The sequence below is a fragment of the Mesorhizobium sp. ZC-5 genome (genome assembly GCF_025753855.1).
Lineage (GTDB): Bacteria > Pseudomonadota > Alphaproteobacteria > Rhizobiales > Rhizobiaceae > Neomesorhizobium.
Window position 1 is genome coordinate 917,082 of the sequence record NZ_JAOWPT010000002.1, and the last position, 18,086, is coordinate 935,167.

20 protein-coding genes are annotated in these 18,086 nt (G+C 59.7%); 3 read left to right on the plus strand and 17 right to left on the minus strand.

Going from position 1 to position 18,086, the window contains the following annotated elements; translation table 11 throughout:
- Positions 1 to 4: 4 nt before the first annotated feature.
- The 3 genes from fabI to fabA are packed head-to-tail and all read right to left on the minus strand — an operon-like array spanning position 5 to position 2,599.
- The gene (fabI, locus tag OHD58_RS07800) at positions 5 to 817 is read right to left on the minus strand and encodes an enoyl-ACP reductase FabI (RefSeq protein ID WP_263802530.1); all 813 of its coding nucleotides are present in this window, start codon (positions 815 to 817) and stop codon (positions 5 to 7) included.
- A gap of 10 nt (positions 818 to 827) precedes the next feature.
- Positions 828 to 2,051: a beta-ketoacyl-ACP synthase I gene (fabB, locus tag OHD58_RS07805; protein ID WP_263802531.1), complete on the minus strand. Its 1,224-nt coding sequence runs from the start codon at positions 2,049 to 2,051 to the stop codon at positions 828 to 830.
- Between the two features lie 32 nt (positions 2,052 to 2,083).
- The gene (gene fabA, locus OHD58_RS07810) at positions 2,084 to 2,599 is read right to left on the minus strand and encodes a 3-hydroxyacyl-[acyl-carrier-protein] dehydratase FabA (RefSeq protein WP_263802532.1); all 516 of its coding nucleotides are present in this window, start codon (positions 2,597 to 2,599) and stop codon (positions 2,084 to 2,086) included.
- A 226-nt stretch (positions 2,600 to 2,825) separates the two neighbouring features.
- Here fabA and irrA point away from each other — a divergent pair, with 226 nt between their 5' ends.
- Both irrA and OHD58_RS07820 read left to right on the plus strand, forming a co-directional pair.
- On the plus strand, positions 2,826 to 3,251 hold the full coding sequence (gene irrA / locus OHD58_RS07815) for an iron response transcriptional regulator IrrA (RefSeq protein WP_263802533.1): 426 nt from the start codon (positions 2,826 to 2,828) through the stop codon (positions 3,249 to 3,251).
- Positions 3,252 to 3,274: 23 nt separating this feature from the next.
- Complete coding sequence (locus OHD58_RS07820) at positions 3,275 to 3,631, plus strand: DUF4260 domain-containing protein (protein WP_263802534.1); 357 nt, start codon at positions 3,275 to 3,277, stop codon at positions 3,629 to 3,631.
- 13 nt (positions 3,632 to 3,644) lie between these two features.
- Here the strand turns inward: OHD58_RS07820 and OHD58_RS07825 are convergent, their stop codons facing one another.
- Positions 3,645 to 4,208: an SH3 domain-containing protein gene (locus OHD58_RS07825; RefSeq protein WP_263802536.1), complete on the minus strand. Its 564-nt coding sequence runs from the start codon at positions 4,206 to 4,208 to the stop codon at positions 3,645 to 3,647.
- Between the two features lie 171 nt (positions 4,209 to 4,379).
- Here OHD58_RS07825 and OHD58_RS07830 point away from each other — a divergent pair, with 171 nt between their 5' ends.
- A complete protein-coding gene (locus tag OHD58_RS07830; RefSeq protein WP_263802537.1) occupies positions 4,380 to 5,381 on the plus strand; it encodes a 2-hydroxyacid dehydrogenase in 1,002 nt (333 codons plus the stop codon).
- Between the two features lie 11 nt (positions 5,382 to 5,392).
- Here the strand turns inward: OHD58_RS07830 and OHD58_RS07835 are convergent, their stop codons facing one another.
- From OHD58_RS07835 to OHD58_RS07895, 13 genes are all read right to left on the minus strand, one after another.
- Complete coding sequence (locus OHD58_RS07835; protein WP_263802538.1) at positions 5,393 to 5,809, minus strand: aconitase X swivel domain-containing protein; 417 nt, start codon at positions 5,807 to 5,809, stop codon at positions 5,393 to 5,395.
- Positions 5,806 to 7,065, minus strand: coding sequence for an aconitase X catalytic domain-containing protein (locus OHD58_RS07840; RefSeq protein ID WP_263802539.1), 1,260 nt, complete (start codon positions 7,063 to 7,065; stop codon positions 5,806 to 5,808). The genes OHD58_RS07835 and OHD58_RS07840 overlap by 4 nt, the downstream gene beginning before the upstream one ends.
- The gene (locus OHD58_RS07845) at positions 7,062 to 7,556 is read right to left on the minus strand and encodes a GNAT family N-acetyltransferase (RefSeq protein ID WP_263802541.1); all 495 of its coding nucleotides are present in this window, start codon (positions 7,554 to 7,556) and stop codon (positions 7,062 to 7,064) included. Before OHD58_RS07845 ends, OHD58_RS07840 begins: the two co-directional genes overlap by 4 nt.
- A complete protein-coding gene (locus OHD58_RS07850; protein ID WP_263802750.1) occupies positions 7,553 to 8,320 on the minus strand; it encodes a molybdopterin-synthase adenylyltransferase MoeB in 768 nt (255 codons plus the stop codon). Before OHD58_RS07850 ends, OHD58_RS07845 begins: the two co-directional genes overlap by 4 nt.
- A gap of 31 nt (positions 8,321 to 8,351) precedes the next feature.
- On the minus strand, positions 8,352 to 9,530 hold the full coding sequence (gene recF / locus OHD58_RS07855; RefSeq protein WP_263802542.1) for a DNA replication/repair protein RecF: 1,179 nt from the start codon (positions 9,528 to 9,530) through the stop codon (positions 8,352 to 8,354).
- Between the two features lie 14 nt (positions 9,531 to 9,544).
- Entirely contained in the window at positions 9,545 to 10,663 is a 1,119-nt protein-coding gene (gene dnaN, locus OHD58_RS07860; RefSeq protein WP_263802543.1) for a DNA polymerase III subunit beta, read from the minus strand.
- 213 nt (positions 10,664 to 10,876) lie between these two features.
- Positions 10,877 to 12,424 carry a chromosomal replication initiator protein DnaA gene (gene dnaA, locus OHD58_RS07865; RefSeq protein ID WP_263802544.1) on the minus strand — a complete coding sequence of 516 codons (1,548 nt, stop codon included), beginning with the start codon at positions 12,422 to 12,424 and terminating at the stop codon, positions 10,877 to 10,879.
- An 815-nt stretch (positions 12,425 to 13,239) separates the two neighbouring features.
- Positions 13,240 to 13,506, minus strand: coding sequence for a 30S ribosomal protein S20 (gene rpsT, locus OHD58_RS07870; protein ID WP_263802545.1), 267 nt, complete (start codon positions 13,504 to 13,506; stop codon positions 13,240 to 13,242).
- Between the two features lie 161 nt (positions 13,507 to 13,667).
- The gene (locus tag OHD58_RS07875; RefSeq protein WP_263802546.1) at positions 13,668 to 14,441 is read right to left on the minus strand and encodes an enoyl-CoA hydratase; all 774 of its coding nucleotides are present in this window, start codon (positions 14,439 to 14,441) and stop codon (positions 13,668 to 13,670) included.
- Positions 14,442 to 14,479: 38 nt separating this feature from the next.
- Positions 14,480 to 15,373: a bifunctional DNA-formamidopyrimidine glycosylase/DNA-(apurinic or apyrimidinic site) lyase gene (gene mutM / locus OHD58_RS07880; protein ID WP_263802547.1), complete on the minus strand. Its 894-nt coding sequence runs from the start codon at positions 15,371 to 15,373 to the stop codon at positions 14,480 to 14,482.
- Positions 15,366 to 16,610: a phosphopentomutase gene (locus OHD58_RS07885; RefSeq protein WP_263802751.1), complete on the minus strand. Its 1,245-nt coding sequence runs from the start codon at positions 16,608 to 16,610 to the stop codon at positions 15,366 to 15,368. The genes mutM and OHD58_RS07885 overlap by 8 nt, the downstream gene beginning before the upstream one ends.
- Before the next feature lie 140 nt (positions 16,611 to 16,750).
- Positions 16,751 to 17,386 carry a TadE/TadG family type IV pilus assembly protein gene (locus OHD58_RS07890; RefSeq protein ID WP_263802548.1) on the minus strand — a complete coding sequence of 212 codons (636 nt, stop codon included), beginning with the start codon at positions 17,384 to 17,386 and terminating at the stop codon, positions 16,751 to 16,753.
- A 17-nt stretch (positions 17,387 to 17,403) separates the two neighbouring features.
- The gene (locus OHD58_RS07895) at positions 17,404 to 18,000 is read right to left on the minus strand and encodes a TadE/TadG family type IV pilus assembly protein (protein ID WP_263802549.1); all 597 of its coding nucleotides are present in this window, start codon (positions 17,998 to 18,000) and stop codon (positions 17,404 to 17,406) included.
- Positions 18,001 to 18,086 lie beyond the last annotated feature (86 nt).

Here is an 18,086-nt window from a genome sequence, read left to right on the forward strand (position 1 = left end):
CGTGCTATTCCTTGCCGTCGTCGGTACGCTTCAGCTCTTCCAGGGTCGGCATCGACACGATGTGATAGCCCGAATCCACATAGTGGATTTCGCCGGTGACGCCGCCCGAAAGTTCCGACAAAAGATAAAGCGCCGACCCGCCGACGTCGTCGAGCGAGACGGTTTTCCTGAGCGGTGCGTTGCGCTGCTGATAGGAGAACATGTAGCGCGCATCGGAAATGCCGGCGCCGGCCAATGTTCTCACCGGACCCGCTGAAATACCGTTCACACGGATGCCGCGCGGACCATAATCGTTGGCAAGATAGCGCACGCTTGCTTCCAGCCCTGCCTTGGCAACGCCCATGACATTATAGTTAGGCATCACCCGCACCGAGCCGGCATAGGTGAGCGTAACCATGGACCCGCCATCATTCATCATCGCTGCCGCCTTGCGGGCGATTTCGGTGAACGAATAGCAGGAGATCACCATCGTGCGGATGAAGTTTTCGCGGGTGGTGTCGGCGTAAAGCCCCTTCAACTCGTTCTTGTCCGAAAAGCCGATAGCGTGAACGATGAAATCGAGCTTGCCCCATTCGCCGGCGAGTGTATCGAAAACCGAGTTGATCGATGCGCTGTCTTCCACGTCGCAGGGCAACACCAGCGATGCGCCGACCTTCTCGGCCAGTGGTTTCACACGCCGCCCGAATGCGTCGCCCTGATAGGTGAAAGCCATTTCAGCGCCATGCTCGGCAAGCTTGCGTGCGATGCCCCAGGCAATCGAATGATCGTTGGCGACTCCCATGATCAGGCCGCGCTTGCCTTTCATCAATCCGTCCATGAAGAAAGCCTTAGCCGTTGTATCGCTGGAAGACGAGCGTGGCGTTGGTGCCGCCAAAGCCGAAGGAGTTCGACAGGGCCGTATCGATCTTGGCGTTGTCGATGCGCTTACGCACGATCGGCATGCCTTCGAATTCGGGGTCGAGTTCGGTGATGTGGGCGCTCTCGCCGATGAAGCCCGCCTGCATCATAAGGATAGAATAGATCGATTCCTGCACGCCAGCACCGCCGAGCGAGTGGCCGGTCAAGGATTTGGTGGATTGGATGTGCGGTATCTTGTTGCCAAAGACTTCACTGATGGCGGCGATTTCTTTTGAATCGCCAACCGGCGTCGAGGTGCCGTGCGTGTTGATATAGTCGACATCGTCCTTCACCGTCGCCAGCGCCTGGCGCATGCAGCGCACCGCACCTTCGCCTGATGGCGCTACCATGTCGTAACCGTCCGACGTGGCGCCGTATCCGACGATTTCTGCATAGATCTTAGCGCCGCGTGCCTTTGCGTGCTCGAGTTCTTCGAGAACCAGCACGCCAGCGCCGCCGGCAATGACAAAACCGTCCCGCGTCGCATCATAGGCGCGCGAAGCGGTCGCGGGTGTGTCGTTGTATTTCGATGACATGGCGCCCATGGCGTCGAACAGGTTGGACATCGTCCAGTCAAGATCCTCGTGACCGCCGGCGAACATCACGTCCTGCTTGCCCCACTGGATCATCTCGGCGGCGTTGCCGATGCAGTGCGCCGATGTCGAGCAAGCCGACGAGATGGAATAGTTGACGCCGTGGATCTTGAACCAGGTGGCGAGCGTTGCCGAGGCTGTGGAAGACATCGCCTTAGGCACCGCGAAAGGCCCGATGCGCTTGGGGCTGTTGTTTTTCAGCGTGATTTCGGAGGCTTCCACGATGGTGCGCGTGGAAGGGCCACCCGAACCCATGATGATGCCGGTGCGCGGGTTGCCGGAAATATCGCTCTCTTCCAGTCCGCTGTCGGCGATGGCCTGCTTCATCGCGACATGGTTCCACATGCCGCCCTGTGACAGGAAGCGGGCTGCCCGGCGGTCAACGAGTTCGGTCATGTCGAGGTTTGGCGCGCCCCACACCTGGCACCTGAAGCCGTGCTCCGCGAAATCGCTGGAGAAGCTGATGCCCGACTTGGCATCATGCAGCGAAGCGGTGACGTCGGCCGCGCTATTCCCAATGGATGATACAATACCCAGGCCCGTGACAACGACGCGTCTCATAAGTGCTCCTTCGTGGCTACACGTGCCTGCGGTCAGGCTGCTTCCTGCTTGGCGAGGCCGACCCGGAGGTCCGTGGCTCTGTATATGGTCTCGCCATCGGCCTTAAGCCAGCCGTCCGCGATGCCCAGCACCAGCCTGCCGCGCATCACGCGTTTGAAATCGACGCCGTACTCCACCTTTTTGGTATTCGGCGTCACCATGCCCTTGAATTTGACTTCGCCGGTCGACAGCGCCATGCCCTTGCCTGGCTCGCCGAGCCAGCCGAGGAAGAAGCCGGTCATCTGCCAGAGGGCGTCAAGGCCGAGGCAGCCAGGCATAACCGGATTGCCGATGAAATGGCACGGGAAGAACCAAAGATCCGGCTTGATATCCAACTCGGCGCGAATGAAGCCCTTGTCGAATTCGCCCCCGGTCTCCGAAATTTCGGTGATACGGTCGAACATCAGCATCGGCGGGGCGGGCAACTGCGCGTTGCCGGGGCCGAAAAGTTCACCACGGCCGCACGCGAGCAGATCCTCATAGCCGTAGCTGGACTTCTGTTCCGCCATCAGAATTTTCCCATCCCGTCGGTGCTCGGAAACCGCACCCTGTTATCGTTTCGGTAATTCACTACCACAGTCCGTTTCCCGCCGGAAACCGCCGTCTGCGCTTAACGTGCCCGCCTGCTGGGGTCAATGTGCCGCTATTGATCGCTGGACGGCGACCGAATATATGTCAGGATGAAAATATATGCTTTGCGTATTTTTATGAGGCAGCGGGAAACAGTTCGGCTTGATGGTATCGGTCAATCCAAAAGACAGAATTGCCGTAGACAGGCGGGTGCGCGACGCGGGTTTGCGTCCGACGCGCCAGCGCGTCGCCCTGGCCGATCTGCTGTTCGCCAAGGGTGACCGACATCTGTCGGCCGAGGAATTGCATGAGGAGGCGCTAGCCGCCGGCGTTCCCGTTTCGCTAGCAACTGTCTACAACGCGCTTCACCAGTTCACGGACGCTGGTTTGCTGCGCATTCTGGCTGTCGAGGGGTCAAAGACCTATTTCGACACCAATACCAGCGACCATCATCACTTCTTCGTCGAAGGCGAGAACAAGGTATTCGACATCGCCAGCGGGCCGGTGAAGGTGATCAACCTCCCCGAGCCGCCGGAAGGGATGGAGATTGCCAATGTGGATATCATCGTGCGGCTGCGGCCGAAGCGGTAGCGCTTCTTTTCGGTATCCGCCTGATGCCGATAATCCTGCTTAGAATTGAGGGTGCCGCGCTTCTTGCAGCCGCGATCGTGGCTTATGCAATGAGCGGACAAAGCTGGCTGCTGTTCGCCGCTCTTGTTCTCGTGCCGGATATTTCGATGCTGGGTTATCTCGCAGGGCCGCGAATCGGCGCACATTGCTACAACGCTGCCCACATTACGGTCTGGCCGCTTGCCATTGTCGTGGCGGGTTATTTTTCAGCGGCGCCGACCTTGATCGGCATCGGGTTGATCTGGCTCGCGCATATCGGCATCGATCGCGCGATGGGTTACGGCTTGAAGCATTTATCGGATTTTCGCGACACACATCTCGGCCGGATCGGACGAGGCTGATTGACGGCCCGCGTCAGTCCTTGACGGTTTCGCCCGGGTAAGCACCCCAGACCAGCGACTGGCTGACCCAACCCGTATGGCCGTCGAAGGTCATTTCGCACCATTCGCCGTTGCAGGTTTTGATCGTGCCGATAACGCCCGGTTCGAGGATGGCCGCGACGCCCGCGCCGCTGCCAGGTTCTGCCATCAGCGAAATCTGGGTCTGCTTGCCTTTTTGCCATGGCGCAACAATGCCTGTCCTGCGGCCAGACAGCAGCGACTGGTTTATCCAGCCCTCCACGCCGTCCGAATCGCGGACGCGGCGCCAGTTGTCGTATTCCTGGATTATCTCCATCGGCAGGCCGGACTTCATGTACATCCAGCCGACCGCATAATTTACGCCCGGTCCGATACGCGAGTTCACGCGCCCGGATTTCAGGCTGACGAAACGTGGCAGTTGCAGCCCGCTTGGCCCGCGGGTGACCTCCGGCGCGGCGGGTGCCGCCGCGATTGCACTTGTGAGCGTGCCCGTAGAAATGACGACAAGACCGAACATGGCCGCGCTGACGACCCGGCAAAGCGACGCGAAACCAGACACCTTCATTCCTCTACTCACGCCTGACCGGGTTCTGCCGGTCCGGCTCGGAAGCCTTTTTCTTTGTCTTCGGCCGCACCGCTTGTTACATGAGAAAGGGAAGCCGGAGATGGTTTCAAGTTTCGCCTGTCTTGGTTAAAGAGGTCTCAACAAGACCCGGATTTCGAGGAAACAATGGCCGGCAGGAAAAAGCCCCTCGTCGTCATCACGCGCAAGCTGCCGGATCAGGTGGAAACGCGGATGCGCGAGCTTTTCGATGCCCGGCTGGTCGTTGAAGATCGTCCGATGAGCCAGCCCGAGTTGGTCGCGGCGGTCAAAGAGGCCGATGTTCTCGTGCCGACGATCACCGACCGCATCGATGCCGCATTGATCGCCCAGGCCGGGCCGAATCTGAAGCTGATCGCCAATTTCGGTAACGGTGTCGACCACATCGATGTCGGGGCGGCCGCCAAGAAAGGCATGACCGTCACCAACACGCCGAACGTGTTGACCGAGGACACCGCCGACATGACGATGGGGTTGCTGCTGACGGTGCCACGCCGGCTCACCGAAGGCGCCAATATCCTCAAATCGGATGGCAAATGGGTAGGCTGGTCGCCGACCTGGATGCTTGGGCGCCGCATCTGGGGCAAACGCCTGGGCATCGTCGGCATGGGACGCATAGGCACAGCGGTGGCACGACGGGCAAAAGCCTTCGGCTTGTCGATCCACTACCACAACCGCAACCGCGTGGCGCCGGTCATCGAAGATGAATTGGAGGCAACCTATTGGGAGAGCCTTGACCAGATGCTGGCCCGCATGGACATCATCTCGGTCAACTGCCCGTCCACCCCCGCCACATTCCATCTTCTGTCAGCGCGACGGCTGGCGCTGATGCAGCCTTCCGCATACATCGTCAACACTGCCCGTGGCGATATCATCGACGAGGATGCGCTGATCCAGATGCTGCAGGACGGCAAGCTCGCCGGCGCCGGCCTTGACGTCTTCGAACACGAACCGGCGGTCAATCCGAAGCTTGTCAAGCTGGTCGACAAAGGCAAGGTCGTGCTCCTGCCTCACATGGGTTCGGCGACCATCGAGGGCCGTATCGACATGGGCGAGAAGGTCATCATCAACATCCGCACATTTTTCGATGGCCACCGGCCGCCAGACCGGGTTTTGCCGAATCGGGTTTGAGGCAGATACGCCTACCGGCGTACTGAAACGCCCCCTTCGTCGGAAACCACGACCTCAAATCCGGAAAATTCGGCATGCCGCATGCGATCCAGTTGCAGGGCGGGGGGTGTCGGCCACCCCATTTCGCGCGCGACGATAAGGCCCAGCAGCAGGATCGCATCAGGCTCATGCAGGATGATCGCCGCCGGGGCGTTGCCATTGTGCACGAGTTCCATGAGCACGGCGGACGCCGACGACGAACCGATCGTACCCGGCAGGAACAGCACCTGGTTGCCGATGGCTACACCATGCTGCGGATGGCGGACATCGGCGATGCTCCCGGACCGAGGGTCGACACCGCCCCAGAAGCTGATTGGCGCGTCGAGCACCAGGGCTCTCCCGCTTGCGGGGCCGCCTGGGATCAGCACTTTGGCCTGCAGCGCGGTCATATGGCCATGCCCGTAACTGTCGGCTTGCCGGACACGGCGCTCTCCACACAATCGGCCAGCGAACCGTAGAGGACGCCGTAGCCTGTGTTGCCCGGCGCATATTGCGCAAACTTGCCGGAGTTGGTCATCAGCACGCCCTCAGCCCTGTTGGGCAGGATCGGGGTGACGACCACGCAGGTATCCGCGACGATGACGACGCCGCATTCCTCCAACCGTTTGCGTGCGCCGCTCTCCTGCAACCCGGTGATGGTGTGGCGCCCGGTGCAGGCATGAATGGGGACGCGCAATTTGCGTCCGGCGATCAAGTGTTCGAGCTGCTTGAATTCCTCGGCCGATAAATGTGGACTGCCTATGGCAACTGCGTCGACCTCGTCGGGTTTGGTGGCAGTCGACAAATGCGCCCTGGCGTCTCTGACCATGTCGGGTGTTACGTGGATGGTCGTTTCGGGAGGCTGGCCGCCCAGCGCGGCGTCGAGATCCGGCGCCTCCGGAGTGACGCCCGCAATATGGAACAGGCCAACCGCTCCGGATGAGGCGGCTGCCGCTCCGAAAGCTTTCAACCGGTCCTCACCCGGGTGTTGGGGTATTCCTAGGACTACGCCGACCGTGCTGCCCGTTTCGCGCCCGTAGAGCGTCCCCAGGATCGGCCAGGCGATCTCGGATTGGAGAAATGCCCTTGAAAGTCCACTGACGTCGAAGACCAGCTTTGCATGGCGGTTCTCCGATCGATGCAATCCGACGTCAGGAGCCAGCCCGCTGATTGCGCAGGCAATGTCGAGGAAATCGCCGTAACGGTTGGTGCGGGCGCCAAGCACCGAGTTGCAGAAGACGACTGCGTTGGATTCGCCCCATGCGACATCGGTGCCTTTTTGAGGGCGATGCCCGGCCTGATAGGGCGCGCAGGTCCATGTCGGCTCGCAGCCGAGCTTGCGATAGGCATCCATCATGCGCCGCGCCATCGTTCGCTGTGGTTCTTCAAGAAGAACGCGCGAACAGCCCGTCAAATCGAGGGCGCCGACGTTCAGGGTGGAACGAATGGAAACCCTGGCACCCCCGGCGACCAGCTTTTCGGCGAAAAGCGTGCCTGAATCGCCGTGATAGAGCGCTCCATCGATATGCGCTGACTGGATCGGTATGAGGTACCGCGCTGCCAGCAGCCGACCCGCTTCGGCAACAATGCGCATTGCCATCGCTGCGCCATCGCCGTCACGTCCGGCGGCGACGCTACGCTGGTTCGGTGACAGCTCCAGGCTCAAGAAAGGGCCTTCCGCATGGTTACCGAAGTTGGACGGTCGTATCCCTGATGGGCTGTACGGGCGACCTCCGTGAAGCCAAAATGCCGAAACGTGTCCTGGTTCGCCGAAAGCTCGACCCTTGTTTGCAATTCTATGGCCGGTTTTCCGGATTTTCTTGCTTGAAATTCAGCGATCTCCAGAAGTTTTCGGCCAATTCCCGAACCCTGCGCTTGTGGCTCGACCGCCAGCTTGCCGAGGTAGAAGTCGTCAACGCGCTCGTTGACGAAAACGCAGCCGAGCAGGCGGTCTTCCTCAACGGCGACGAAGCCGATTTCTCGCAACGCCTTTTCTTTCAGCGCAGGTACCGTGAGACGGCGTGCCGAGGAGGGTGGGTCGATCACACCATCCATGTAGGCGAACGAGCGCAGGATGAGATCGAGCAACTCCTCCCAACGTTCGAACCGCTGGTCGATCCGTTCGGTACGGATATTTTCGCGCGCAGCGGCACTCATTTGAGTTTCTTGTAGCGAACGGTGTCGAACCGCGCGGCCAGCCCGTCATAGAGCAGCAGGCGGCCAACCAGAGGTTCGCCGATACCGGTGATCAGCTTGATCACTTCCATAGCTTGCAAGGTTCCCAGGACGCCGGTCAAGGCGCCGACAATCCCAGCCTCGGCGCACGAAGGAACCAATCCCTCGGGCGGGGCTTCGGGAAAGAGATCGCGATACGATGGGTTGGGTTCTCCGGTCGGGCCGCGTTCGAAAGGTTTCAGAACTGTAAGCGAGCCGTCGAACCGCCCTACCGCCGCGTGCACCAGAGGCCGCCCCTCGGCTTCACACGCATCCGCAACGGCATAGCGGGTATCGAAATTGTCCGAACCGTCGACGACGATGTCGAACTCCGCAACCAGTTTGCGCGCATTCGTGGCGTCGAGCCTGGTCTTGTGGGTTTCGACATGCACATTTGGGTTCAGCTGTTTGATGGTCTGGGCAGCGCTATCCGTCTTGGCGGTACCGATGGAAGGCGTTGCATGAACAATCTGCCGCTGCAGGTTGGACAGCGAAACAGCGTCGTCGTCGACTATTCCGAGGGTGCCGACACCGGCGGCGGCCAGATATTGCAGCACGGGCGCGCCGAGACCACCCGCTCCGATCACCAGCACGCGGGCACGCTTGAGCTTCTGCTGGCCGCTCCCGCCGATCTCCGGCAGGATGATGTGCCTTGCGTATCGCTCCAGTTCTTCGCTCGAAAGGGCGGTGGCCTCGTGTCGGTTCATTACCGGAACATAGTGACCCTGGCCGCCCTTGTCAGGCGTCATCGGCGGCAAAAACCCGCCCGTGGTCGACAGCAAGGAATTGTGCCCGCCCCTGTAGCGCCGTGAACAATGCCGCTTCAGTCCCCGTCATGAAGACCTGGCAGCCGAGTTCGTCCAGGATGGAAAACAATGCAGCTCGCCGGCCTGCATCCAGATGAGCGGCGATTTCGTCGAGCAGGAGGATCGGAACCAGCCCGGAAATCTCGCCGCAAAGCCGCGCATGCGAGAGGATGAGGCCGACAAGCAGCGCCTTCTGCTCACCGGTCGAGCATTGTTCGGCCGGCATGTCCTTGGGCAGGTGGCGGATCAGCAGATCGGACCGGTGCGGGCCATCGAGCGTGCGACCGGCGGCGCGGTCGCGGTCGCGCCCGTCGGCCAGGCGATTGCGGAAGCCTTCCTCGATATCGACTGCGGCTCGATGGCCGACCGCCTCCTCAAGCGAGCCCGCCAACGCGACTACGGCCTTGGGAAACGGGCTGCCCTCCGGCAAACGCGCGATCATGGATGTCAGCAAGCCGACAAGTTCCGCGCGCGCGGCAGCGATCGCGGTTCCGGTTTCGGCCATTTGCGTTTCGATAGCATCGAACCACGCGCTGTCGCGGGAATTTTCGGCGAGCAGCCGGTTCCTGCCGCGCATCGCCTTTTCATAATCGAGCGCCCGCTGGCCGTGGCTTGGATCGATGGCGAGCACGAGGCGGTCCAAGAAACGCCTGCGATCCCCGGCAGGTCCGGTGAAAAGCCCATCCATTGATGGTGTGATCCAGGTGACGCGCAGCCACTCCAGCAAGGCTTCGGCCGATCTGGCAGGCGCTCCGTTGATGCGAATTCGGCGCCCTGCTTCACCATCGACGGCGGTGCCGGCTGTGCCGGTGCCGATGGTGCAGTCGCCCATTGGGCCGGTAACCTCGGCATGGACTGCAAAACCGCCATCACTGCCCTCGCGCGCCACTTCGCCGTAGTTTGCGCGACGCAGCCCGCGCCCTGGCGTCAGGAAGGAGAGGGCTTCCAGCAGGTTGGTTTTTCCGGCGCCGTTTTCTCCGGTAAAAACAACCGCGCCGGGCTCCAGGTCGAGCGAAAGGCTCGAATAGTTGCGGAACTCCGTGAGCACAAGCCTGCTCACATGGGGCGGTGGCCCGCCGCCTTGACGGTCCGCCAGCGCTGAATCCGGCATTGCCGTTCTATCTTCTAGACACGCATCGGCATGAGCACATAAAGCGCGTGTTCGTCGGCAGTGTCATGGATCAGGGTCGGTGATCCGGCATCCGCCAGCATGAATTCGGCCTCGCTGCCGGAGAGTTGAGCGGCGACGTCCAGCAGGTACTTGGCGTTGAAGCCGATTTCGATCGGATCGGAGGAATAGGCGGCCGCGAGTTCCTCGGTTGCACTGCCGGAATCCGGATTGTTGACAGCAAGCGTCACCTGGCCTTCGGCAATCGACAGTTTCACGGCGCGTCCGCGCTCTGAAGAGATCGTGGAAACGCGGTCGACCGCGGCGGCGAAACTCTGCCTGTCGATGACGAGCTTCTTGTCGTTGCCGGTAGGAATGACCCGCTGATAGTCCGGAAACGTGCCGTCGATCAGCTTCGAGGTCAGGACAACGCTGCCGATGGTGAAACGGATCTTGGTGTCCGATAATTCGATGGTCACGGCGACATCCGGATCGTCGACAAGCTTCTGCAATTCGCTGACCGTCTTGCGCGGGATGATGATGCCGGGCATTCCTTCAGAACCGGCAGGCGCATCGACTTCGGCGCGCGCCAATCTGTGGCCATCGGTCGCCACCGAACGCAGCTTCAGCTTTCCGTTCGTTTCATGTGCGTGCAGGTAGATGCCGTTCAGATAGTAGCGGGTCTCTTCCGTCGAGATGGCGAATTGGGTCTTTTCGATCAGGCCCTTTATCGCCGCCGATTCCACGCGGAAAATATGCGAGAACGATCCTGCCGTCAGTTCCGGGAAGTCCGACTGCGGCAGGCATTGCAGGCGGAAGCTCGACCGGCCGGAAATCACCGACATGGCATGGCCTTCCTCGTCCATCTTCAGCATGACTTCGGCGCCATCCGGCAACTTGCGGACGATGTCATAGAGAAGGTGCGCCGGAACGGTGGTGGCACCGGCCTGTTCGACCTTTGCAGCGGTTGCTTCCGTAACTTCCAGGTCCAGATCGGTGGCCTTCATCTCGAGGCTCGCGCCCGTAGCCGACAGCAGCACGTTGGACAGAATGGGAATGGTATTCCGGCGCTCGACAACACGATGCACATGGTTCAGCGACTTCAGAAGATTGGAGCGTTCGATGACTACACGCATGTCGAGTTTATCTCGCTTCAATGAAGGAGCGGCAATCCGCGAGCTGCTGTGTCGCGAAGGACCGCAAAAGGGTCAGAATCGAAGCAAACTGACAGGAAAACGCCTGCAAAGGCAAGCCCGCGGAAGGCTTCATAGGCGCTTCCGCGGGCTTTCTGGGGATAATGCCTGCATTGCAGGCGGGAGGTTCGCCGCATCCCCGTTTAGAAGCAGTTTTCAGGCCTGATCGGAGATCAGTCTTCTGAGCAGTTCGAGTTCTTGCGCAAGTGTGTTGTCCGATCCCGAAAGGTCCTCGATCTTGCGTACCGCGTGCAGCACCGTCGTGTGGTCGCGACCGCCGAAACGACGTCCAATCTCCGGAAGCGATCGCGGCGTCATCACCTTCGAAAGATACATTGCGACCTGTCTCGGCTTGACGATCGTTCGGGTCCTCCGGTTGGACAGGAGTTCGGTCTTCGAGACATTGTAGTGCCGGGCGACAATGCGCTGGATGTCCTCGATGCGCACGCGCTTCGGCTCGCCCGAGCGATAGATGTGCCCCAAGATCTCGTCGATGCGGTCGATGGTGATTTGCGGCTCGAAGGAGTGCCTGAACAGCAACTGGTTGAACGCCCCTTCGAGTTCGCGGCCGCTGCCGGTAACAGTCTTCGCCACATGATTGAGAATTTCGTCGGGGATGTTGAGCGACTGATCTTCGGTCTTGGCACTCGCCAGCCGAAGCTTCAGCATGCCCAGGCGCATGCCGAAATCAGGCGCCGACATTTCCAGTGCCACGCCGCCATTCAGCCGCGAGCGCACGCGCGGTTCCAGCGATTCCAGTTCCGCAGGCGGCCTGTCGGCGGCAACCACGACCTGCTTTGCACTGTCCAGCAGCATGTTGATCAGATGGCAGAACTCGTGCTGGATCGACTTGCCCTGCAGGAACTGCATATCGTCGATGATCAGCAGATCGATGTCGCGCAACTGCTCCTTGAGGGTCAATGCGTTGTTGTCGCGTATGGCGGTGGCGAAGCGCCACATGAAATACTCGGCAGTGAGGTAGACCACCCGCGACTGCGGATTCTGCTTGAGCGATTCAGCGGCGATGGCCTGCAGGAGATGGGTCTTGCCGAGCCCGACCGTGGCATGCAGGAAAAGCGGATTGAAACGAACGGCATTCGACTGGGATTCGGCAACCGCCTTGGCCGCCGCGAACGCCACCCGGTTCGAGGGTCCATCAATGAAGGACTGGAATGTATAGCGTGCGTCCAAAGGCGAACCGAGCACCGGCTGACGGGAATCGGTCTCCAGCACCGCGCTGTTTCGTTGGACGTTGGCCCGATCAGGACGTTGGGCGGTGAGTGTCCCAGACCCGAGAGCAGTCTGCACAGGTCGTGGTGCCTTGCGCACGAGCGGCTGCTCCAACTCCGGAACGGCGCGCCCGTGCCGGGTCGCGCTGCGGACGATGATCTCTATCTTCAGGATGTCCGGTTCTTCCTGTCTCCAGAGCTCATTGATCAGATCCAGATAGTGACCATTGATCCACGACCGCAGGAATGCGGTCGGAACGGAGATGCGCGCTACCCCTTTAGACGCCTCCGTCAATTTCATCCGGCCAAACCAGCTGGAATAGACATCGCTGCCCAGCCGTGCCTTCAATTGTGCCTTTACGCGTTCAAAAGTCTTGTCTTCGCCCCCCGAGATGGTAGCCGCCATGCCCTGTCCCTCGACAATGTTGTGAAAAGGAAAGTTGACCCCCGCTTCCCTTTCGATTGCACTCTGCATGATTTCGTCCCTGTCCTTTGTTTTAAGCCGCCGCTTCTGCCCTCCGCCAGGCAGCCGATCGGCAACATTTCCTTGCCGCCGGAAAGACACTTGCCGGCAGCTGTTAGCCTCTCATTCCCGAACGCCATATTTGGCTTGAGCCGGGAACTCCCCTCTCGCAATGGGTGTCTCAGGACAAAGATTTACCCACGCTCCGGCGAGAACGCCGGAGCGATGTGTCGAACTCCGATCCAGATAACCGCATCACTCAGTCGCATCGAAAGAGCAAAACATAGCCACCCGCGGAATTGATCCGCGCTGCAAATTCAGCCATTTTTAGCTAGGTCTTCAGGCCGTCGGCCCGTCCCTCTCGATGCTTGAACACTACAAAAAACGTTGTGGAAAGGGCAAGGCCACGGCTAACGGATTTTTAACGAATCTGCTTAGGCCTAGACGGATCGATCTTGGGTAGAAATCCAATAAACCGTTTTGATTCAAAACCTTTTCGCGGTGCAATTTTTCAGGCCGCTGGCGGCGAAATAAATTTAAAAAAAGTGCTTGACACATCCGCACTCTACACGGCCGGTGGATGACATGAACAACATGTGGATAACCACGTGTAAGCGCCTGAAGATATTGAATAAATAGTGCCAAGCGTCATTTGGACGACGATCCTGTGTGACGGCCTCAAATATCAGAAATCGCGCATGTGCCGGCAAAGGATTTTTCCGCCCGGACCGGCTGCCGTTGGGTCAGTTTTGTAAGTGTTGTCCGGCAAACGAAAAAACCCGGCGGGTTAGGCCGGGTTCCTGAAATGGAAAATGCAAAAAGGACGTTTAGACGCTCAGCGTCTTCAGCCGTTGCGCGAGGCGAGAAACCTTGCGCGAGGCTGTGTTCTTGTGGATGACGCCCTTGGTGGCCGCGCGCATCAATTCAGGCTGAGCGGCCAGGAAGGCAGCCTCGGCTGCAGACTTGTCACCGGCTGCAAGAGCCTCCTCGACTTTGCGGACATAGGTGCGCACGCGCGAGCGGCGGGTCTTGTTAGTCGCCGCACGGCGGGCGATCTTGCGCGTTGCCTTTTTGGCCGAAGAGGTGTTGGCCATGGTGCCTCTCTATCTGTCTATATTAGAACTGTGCTGCGATTAGCCGCAAAGCACAAAAAAACAAATGGGCAGCCGGAGGGCCACCTCAGTTGAGGCGGCTTATAGTGTAGCTTTTGCGGGGCGTCAACGCCGCCTCATCTTCTTTTTCGGCCTGCCACGGATCATCGGTTCTCGAATTTCGCTGCGCGTTTTTCGGTGAATGCCGTCATGCCTTCTTTCTGGTCTTCCAGCGCGAACATCGAGTGGAAGACGCGGCGTTCGAAGCGCAGGCCTTCCGCCAGCGTCGTCTCGTAGGAGCGGTTGACGGCTTCCTTCGTCATCATGACGGACGGTAGCGAGAAGTCCGCGATCTTGGATGCCGCCTTGAGCGCCTCGTCGACGATATCGGCCGTCGGAACCACCCGGGAGACGAGGCCAGAACGTTCGGCTTCCGCCGCATCCATCATGCGTCCGGTCAGACACATGTCCATCGCCTTCGACTTGCCGACAAAGCGCGTCAACCGCTGCGAGCCACCCATGCCCGGCATGACGCCCAGCGTGATCTCGGGTTGACCGAATTTCGCGTTTTCGCCTGCAATGATGAAATCGCACATCATCGCCAGTTCGCAACCGCCGCCGAGCGCATAGCCTGCAACTGCAGCGATGATTGGTTTGCGGGTCCGGGTGAGACCTTCCCAGCCCGCGAAAAAATCCTCCAGATAGGCTTCGATATAGCTCTTGGCTTGCATCTCTCTAATGTCGGCGCCTGCTGCAAACGCCTTCTCAGAGCCGGTTATGACGATTGCGCCGACTTCCGTGTTGGCGTCGAACGCCTGCAGCGCGCCGACAACTTCTCCAAGCACCTGTGAATTGAGGGCGTTGAGTGCTTTGGGCCTGTTCAATGTAATCAGGCCGACCTTACCGCGCGTTTCAACGATGATCGTTTCATAAGTCATGGCAAATCTCCGGGCAAACTGGATGCCAGTCGCTTAGCCTAGTGCTGGCAGGTCGGGCAATGAAAAGTGGAACGGCCGCTTTGCACGAAGCGGTGGATCGTCCCACCGCAGCCCGGCTTGAGGCAAGGTTGGCCTTCGCGGTCGTAGACGGAGAAGGAATGCTGGAAATAGCCAAGCGACCCGTCCGTCCTGATGTGATCCCTGAGTGACGAGCCGCCCGCGTCGATCGCATCCGCGATCACATTGCGGATTGCCTCGGCAAGCCTGTTGCTGCGTTCCGACATCTTGCCAGGCGTAGCGGCGATCGTTCCGGCTATGCGGCGCGGCGACAGGCCGGCGCGCCATAGAGCTTCGGCGACGTAGATGTTGCCGAGCCCGGCGATAATGGTCTGGTCCAGGAGCGCGGCCTTCAGCGGCGCTTTCCTGCCGCGCATCAAATCGGCCAGCAGTGCGCCATCGAGCGTGTTTCCCGTTGGTTCGACGCCGAGATTGGCAAGCATGGGGTGCTGATCGAGTTCTCCATTCTCCGCAAAGAGCATGAACCCGAAGCGTCTCGGATCGTTGAAGACAACCCGAGATTCCTCTCCACCGGAAGAGCGCACATGGAACACCACATGATCATGCGCGGCATCCTTGGAGCGCTCGTGATGAAAGACGCCCGGTGTATCCGAGTGGTTATCGTTCTCGATGCGAAAGGATCCGGACATGCCGAGGTGGCAGATGAGGATAGGTCCTTCATTGGTATGAGCAGCCAGATATTTGGCCCGGCGGCCAAGTGCCGTGACCGTACGCCCGGTCAATCGCTCGGCAAACCGCTCCGGAAACGGAAAGCGCAGATCAGGGCGCCTCATTTCGACGCGCTCGATAAAAGCGTTCTCGAGGACCGGTTGCAGGCCGCGCCGGACGGTTTCCACCTCGGGAAGCTCAGGCATTTGCAGCGATGGCCTGATAGAAGGAAGTGCCGTGGGGGCCGGGGGCAAGCACCAGATGCTGGGCGACCGTTTCACCGATGTCGGCGAAGGTAGAGCGCACCCCGATATCTCCACCGCGCAGGCCTGGCCCAATACCTATGACCGGAACGCGCTCCCGTGTGTGATCCGTGCCTTTCCAGGAAGGATCGCAGCCGTGATCTGCCGTCAGCAGAAGGATGTCGCCTTTGCGAAGCCTGGAAATCGCCTCCGGTAGCCGCTGGTCGAAGGCCTCAAGTGCGGCGGCGTATCCGGCAATATCCCGGCGATGGCCGAAAAGCGTGTCGAAATCGACAAAATTCGCGAATACCAGATCGCCATCTTCGGCATCGTCGATACCACCAAGCGCGGCATCGAACATCGCCATGTTTCCAGCGGCCTTGCGCACTTCGGAAACCCCGCGATGGGCGAATATGTCACCGATCTTGCCGATACCGATCACCCGGCTTCCACGTTCGACCAGCCGGTCGAGCAGCGTCGGCTCGGGCGGTGGCACGGCAAAATCACGCCGATTGGCGGTACGTTCGAAGGTTGCTGCCGTTTCGCCGATAAATGGCCGCGCGATGACCCGGCCAATATTCAGCGGATCGACCAGCTTGCGCACGATCCTGCAGAGCTCGTAAAGCCGCTCGAGGCCGAAACGGGTTTCATGCGCGGCGATCTGAAACACGGAATCGGCGGACGTATAGCAGATCGGCTTCCCCGTCCCGATGTGTTCTTCCCCGAACCCCGCAATGACCTCCGTTCCGGAGGCGTGGCGGTCCCCGAGAATTCCCGGCAGTCCGGCCTGCTCCACGATAGCGGAGGTCAGGGATGCGGGGAAAGTCGGTATGGTTTGCGGAAAATAGCCCCAATCGAACCGGACTGGTACCGCGGCGATTTCCCAATGGCCGGATGGCGTATCTTTCCCACTCGATATTTCATCCGCCGCTCCAAAGAACGCTGATTTGGCTACCGAGATCTCATCTAGGTTTCCAGAAATGTTTCCGTCCGCAATGCTGGCGGCCTTTGCAAGGCCCAGGGCCATCATGTTTGGCACTTTCAGCGGACCCGACCGCACGCCGTCCCTGTCCGCCTCACCGCTGCTGCACGCTTTCACGATGTGGCCGAAAGTATTTGAGCCCTGGTCGCCAAAACGCGCCGCATCAGCGGCTCCGCCAATGCCGAATGAATCCAGAACAAAAATAAAAGCGCGTGTCATATGTCCGGGTCGGGCTATTTGGAGACCTCCAGACATAGGATTGATCGATGTGATTGGCAATTCGAAAGCCGGCACTCTGCAATGAGAGCTGACATCTCACTGGCGCAGATCGAGGCACGAGGACGAGAAGTATCCGCGCCTCACTTGGCGCAGTCGTCACAGGGGATCGTTTGGCTCACGCGTGGCCGGAGGTAGTAGGTTTCCCCCATTGAGTACACCGGACGAGACGCCTTCAAGCCGAGCACGGCTTCCTTGCCACCCTCCCAGGAAATGACCGGCAGATAGTCCAGTATGCTATCCACGCGAATAATAAAGCTGCCAGGGGTTCTGAGTTTTTCGGGGATGATTGTCGGGTCTCCCTCCAGCGTGCCGGAACCATATTTGTACGACCAGGCGACGTTGGTTTTTATTGCCCCTGCGTCCTCCACTGTTTCGAGCGCTGTGACGACGATTGTCGGATCTGATCTGTTGTAGGGTTGAATGATCCCGCCGCCCATCTCCGTAATGCCTTCGAGCTCGGTTGGGCTCATCTTTGGCTGCTGGGCGATCAGATCGCCGATCGTGCTTCCCGCGCGCCCAACTTTCCTGCTGGTATCGATAGCGAGTGCCAGTTCCCAGGTGACAAGGCACATCGCCAGCATCAAGGGAACGACCAGCGCGAATTCAATCGCGGCGACACCTTGTCGGTCGTGAACAAGGCGCCCGATGCGGTTGTGTGCCAGGACACGGACCCGCATAGCCACTGCCTTCACCAGATTAGACAATACCTGAACCATATCCGTTCGCTCCCCGTTCATTCGTTAAACGGTTCGTTTTGCCAAATGGCGGTGGCGAGAAGCAGTATTTTGTTGTCCTTCAAGGTCGACAGGCTTTTCTGCATGAGGTTGGTCATGATCGGCCATGGGTAGAGCACGCGCAGCCTGTTCTTTTGCGTATTTTTACCCGGGTCGAAATCAGCCAAACTGTCATCGATCTCCCTGTCGAGACGATTGGTGCCCTTGAGAGGCATTTTGAATTCTGCCAGTTCGTCAAAAGTGTCCGCATGCCTGAGATCGATCACCAGACCGGGGCAATTGCTTGCGACCATTACCTCCAGCCTTCCACAGATGAAGTCGCGTACCTTTGTGTCGGTCTTCAAGTCGTCGCCCTTGAGCTGGCCAGTTCGTATCTGCCGCGAGATATCATCGACGGCATTCGCCATCACTTGCTGAGCCGCAAAGGAAATGCAGGTCTCAAGAATAGCGAAAAGCAGAAGCAGAAACGGCAGCGCCAGCATGCTGAACTCGATTGCGGTGGTGCCGTCGCGGTCGCGGTAAAATCGCGAGAAAATACGAAAACGTCGCCTCGCAGCGTTTTGCCGCTTACGATCGGGTCTGCGTTCAGTGCCCATTTTCAGCCCCAGCCAACATCGAGCAGTAAGGCCAGGACGATATCGCAAACCTGTTGCGTTCCGGTTTGGATGATCTCTAAAAGATT

Coding starts and splice junctions, on each gene's coding strand:
- OHD58_RS07885 (WP_263802751.1), bottom strand. CDS start 16,610: ATGACACGCGCTTTTATTTTTGTTCTGGATTCATTCGGCATTGGCGGA.
- OHD58_RS07830 (WP_263802537.1), top strand. CDS start 4,380: ATGGCCGGCAGGAAAAAGCCCCTCGTCGTCATCACGCGCAAGCTGCCG.
- fabA (WP_263802532.1), bottom strand. CDS start 2,599: ATGGCGGAACAGAAGTCCAGCTACGGCTATGAGGATCTGCTCGCGTGC.
- dnaN (WP_263802543.1), bottom strand. CDS start 10,663: ATGCGTGTAGTCATCGAACGCTCCAATCTTCTGAAGTCGCTGAACCAT.
- rpsT (WP_263802545.1), bottom strand. CDS start 13,506: ATGGCCAACACCTCTTCGGCCAAAAAGGCAACGCGCAAGATCGCCCGC.
- OHD58_RS07835 (WP_263802538.1), bottom strand. CDS start 5,809: ATGACCGCGCTGCAGGCCAAAGTGCTGATCCCAGGCGGCCCCGCAAGC.
- fabB (WP_263802531.1), bottom strand. CDS start 2,051: ATGAGACGCGTCGTTGTCACGGGCCTGGGTATTGTATCATCCATTGGG.
- OHD58_RS07820 (WP_263802534.1), top strand. CDS start 3,275: ATGCCGATAATCCTGCTTAGAATTGAGGGTGCCGCGCTTCTTGCAGCC.
- OHD58_RS07875 (WP_263802546.1), bottom strand. CDS start 14,441: ATGACTTATGAAACGATCATCGTTGAAACGCGCGGTAAGGTCGGCCTG.
- irrA (WP_263802533.1), top strand. CDS start 2,826: ATGGTATCGGTCAATCCAAAAGACAGAATTGCCGTAGACAGGCGGGTG.
- OHD58_RS07890 (WP_263802548.1), bottom strand. CDS start 17,386: ATGGTTCAGGTATTGTCTAATCTGGTGAAGGCAGTGGCTATGCGGGTC.
- mutM (WP_263802547.1), bottom strand. CDS start 15,373: ATGCCTGAGCTTCCCGAGGTGGAAACCGTCCGGCGCGGCCTGCAACCG.
- OHD58_RS07850 (WP_263802750.1), bottom strand. CDS start 8,320: ATGAACCGACACGAGGCCACCGCCCTTTCGAGCGAAGAACTGGAGCGA.
- OHD58_RS07895 (WP_263802549.1), bottom strand. CDS start 18,000: ATGGGCACTGAACGCAGACCCGATCGTAAGCGGCAAAACGCTGCGAGG.
- recF (WP_263802542.1), bottom strand. CDS start 9,530: ATGCCGGATTCAGCGCTGGCGGACCGTCAAGGCGGCGGGCCACCGCCC.
- dnaA (WP_263802544.1), bottom strand. CDS start 12,424: ATGCAGAGTGCAATCGAAAGGGAAGCGGGGGTCAACTTTCCTTTTCAC.
- fabI (WP_263802530.1), bottom strand. CDS start 817: ATGGACGGATTGATGAAAGGCAAGCGCGGCCTGATCATGGGAGTCGCC.
- OHD58_RS07845 (WP_263802541.1), bottom strand. CDS start 7,556: ATGAGTGCCGCTGCGCGCGAAAATATCCGTACCGAACGGATCGACCAG.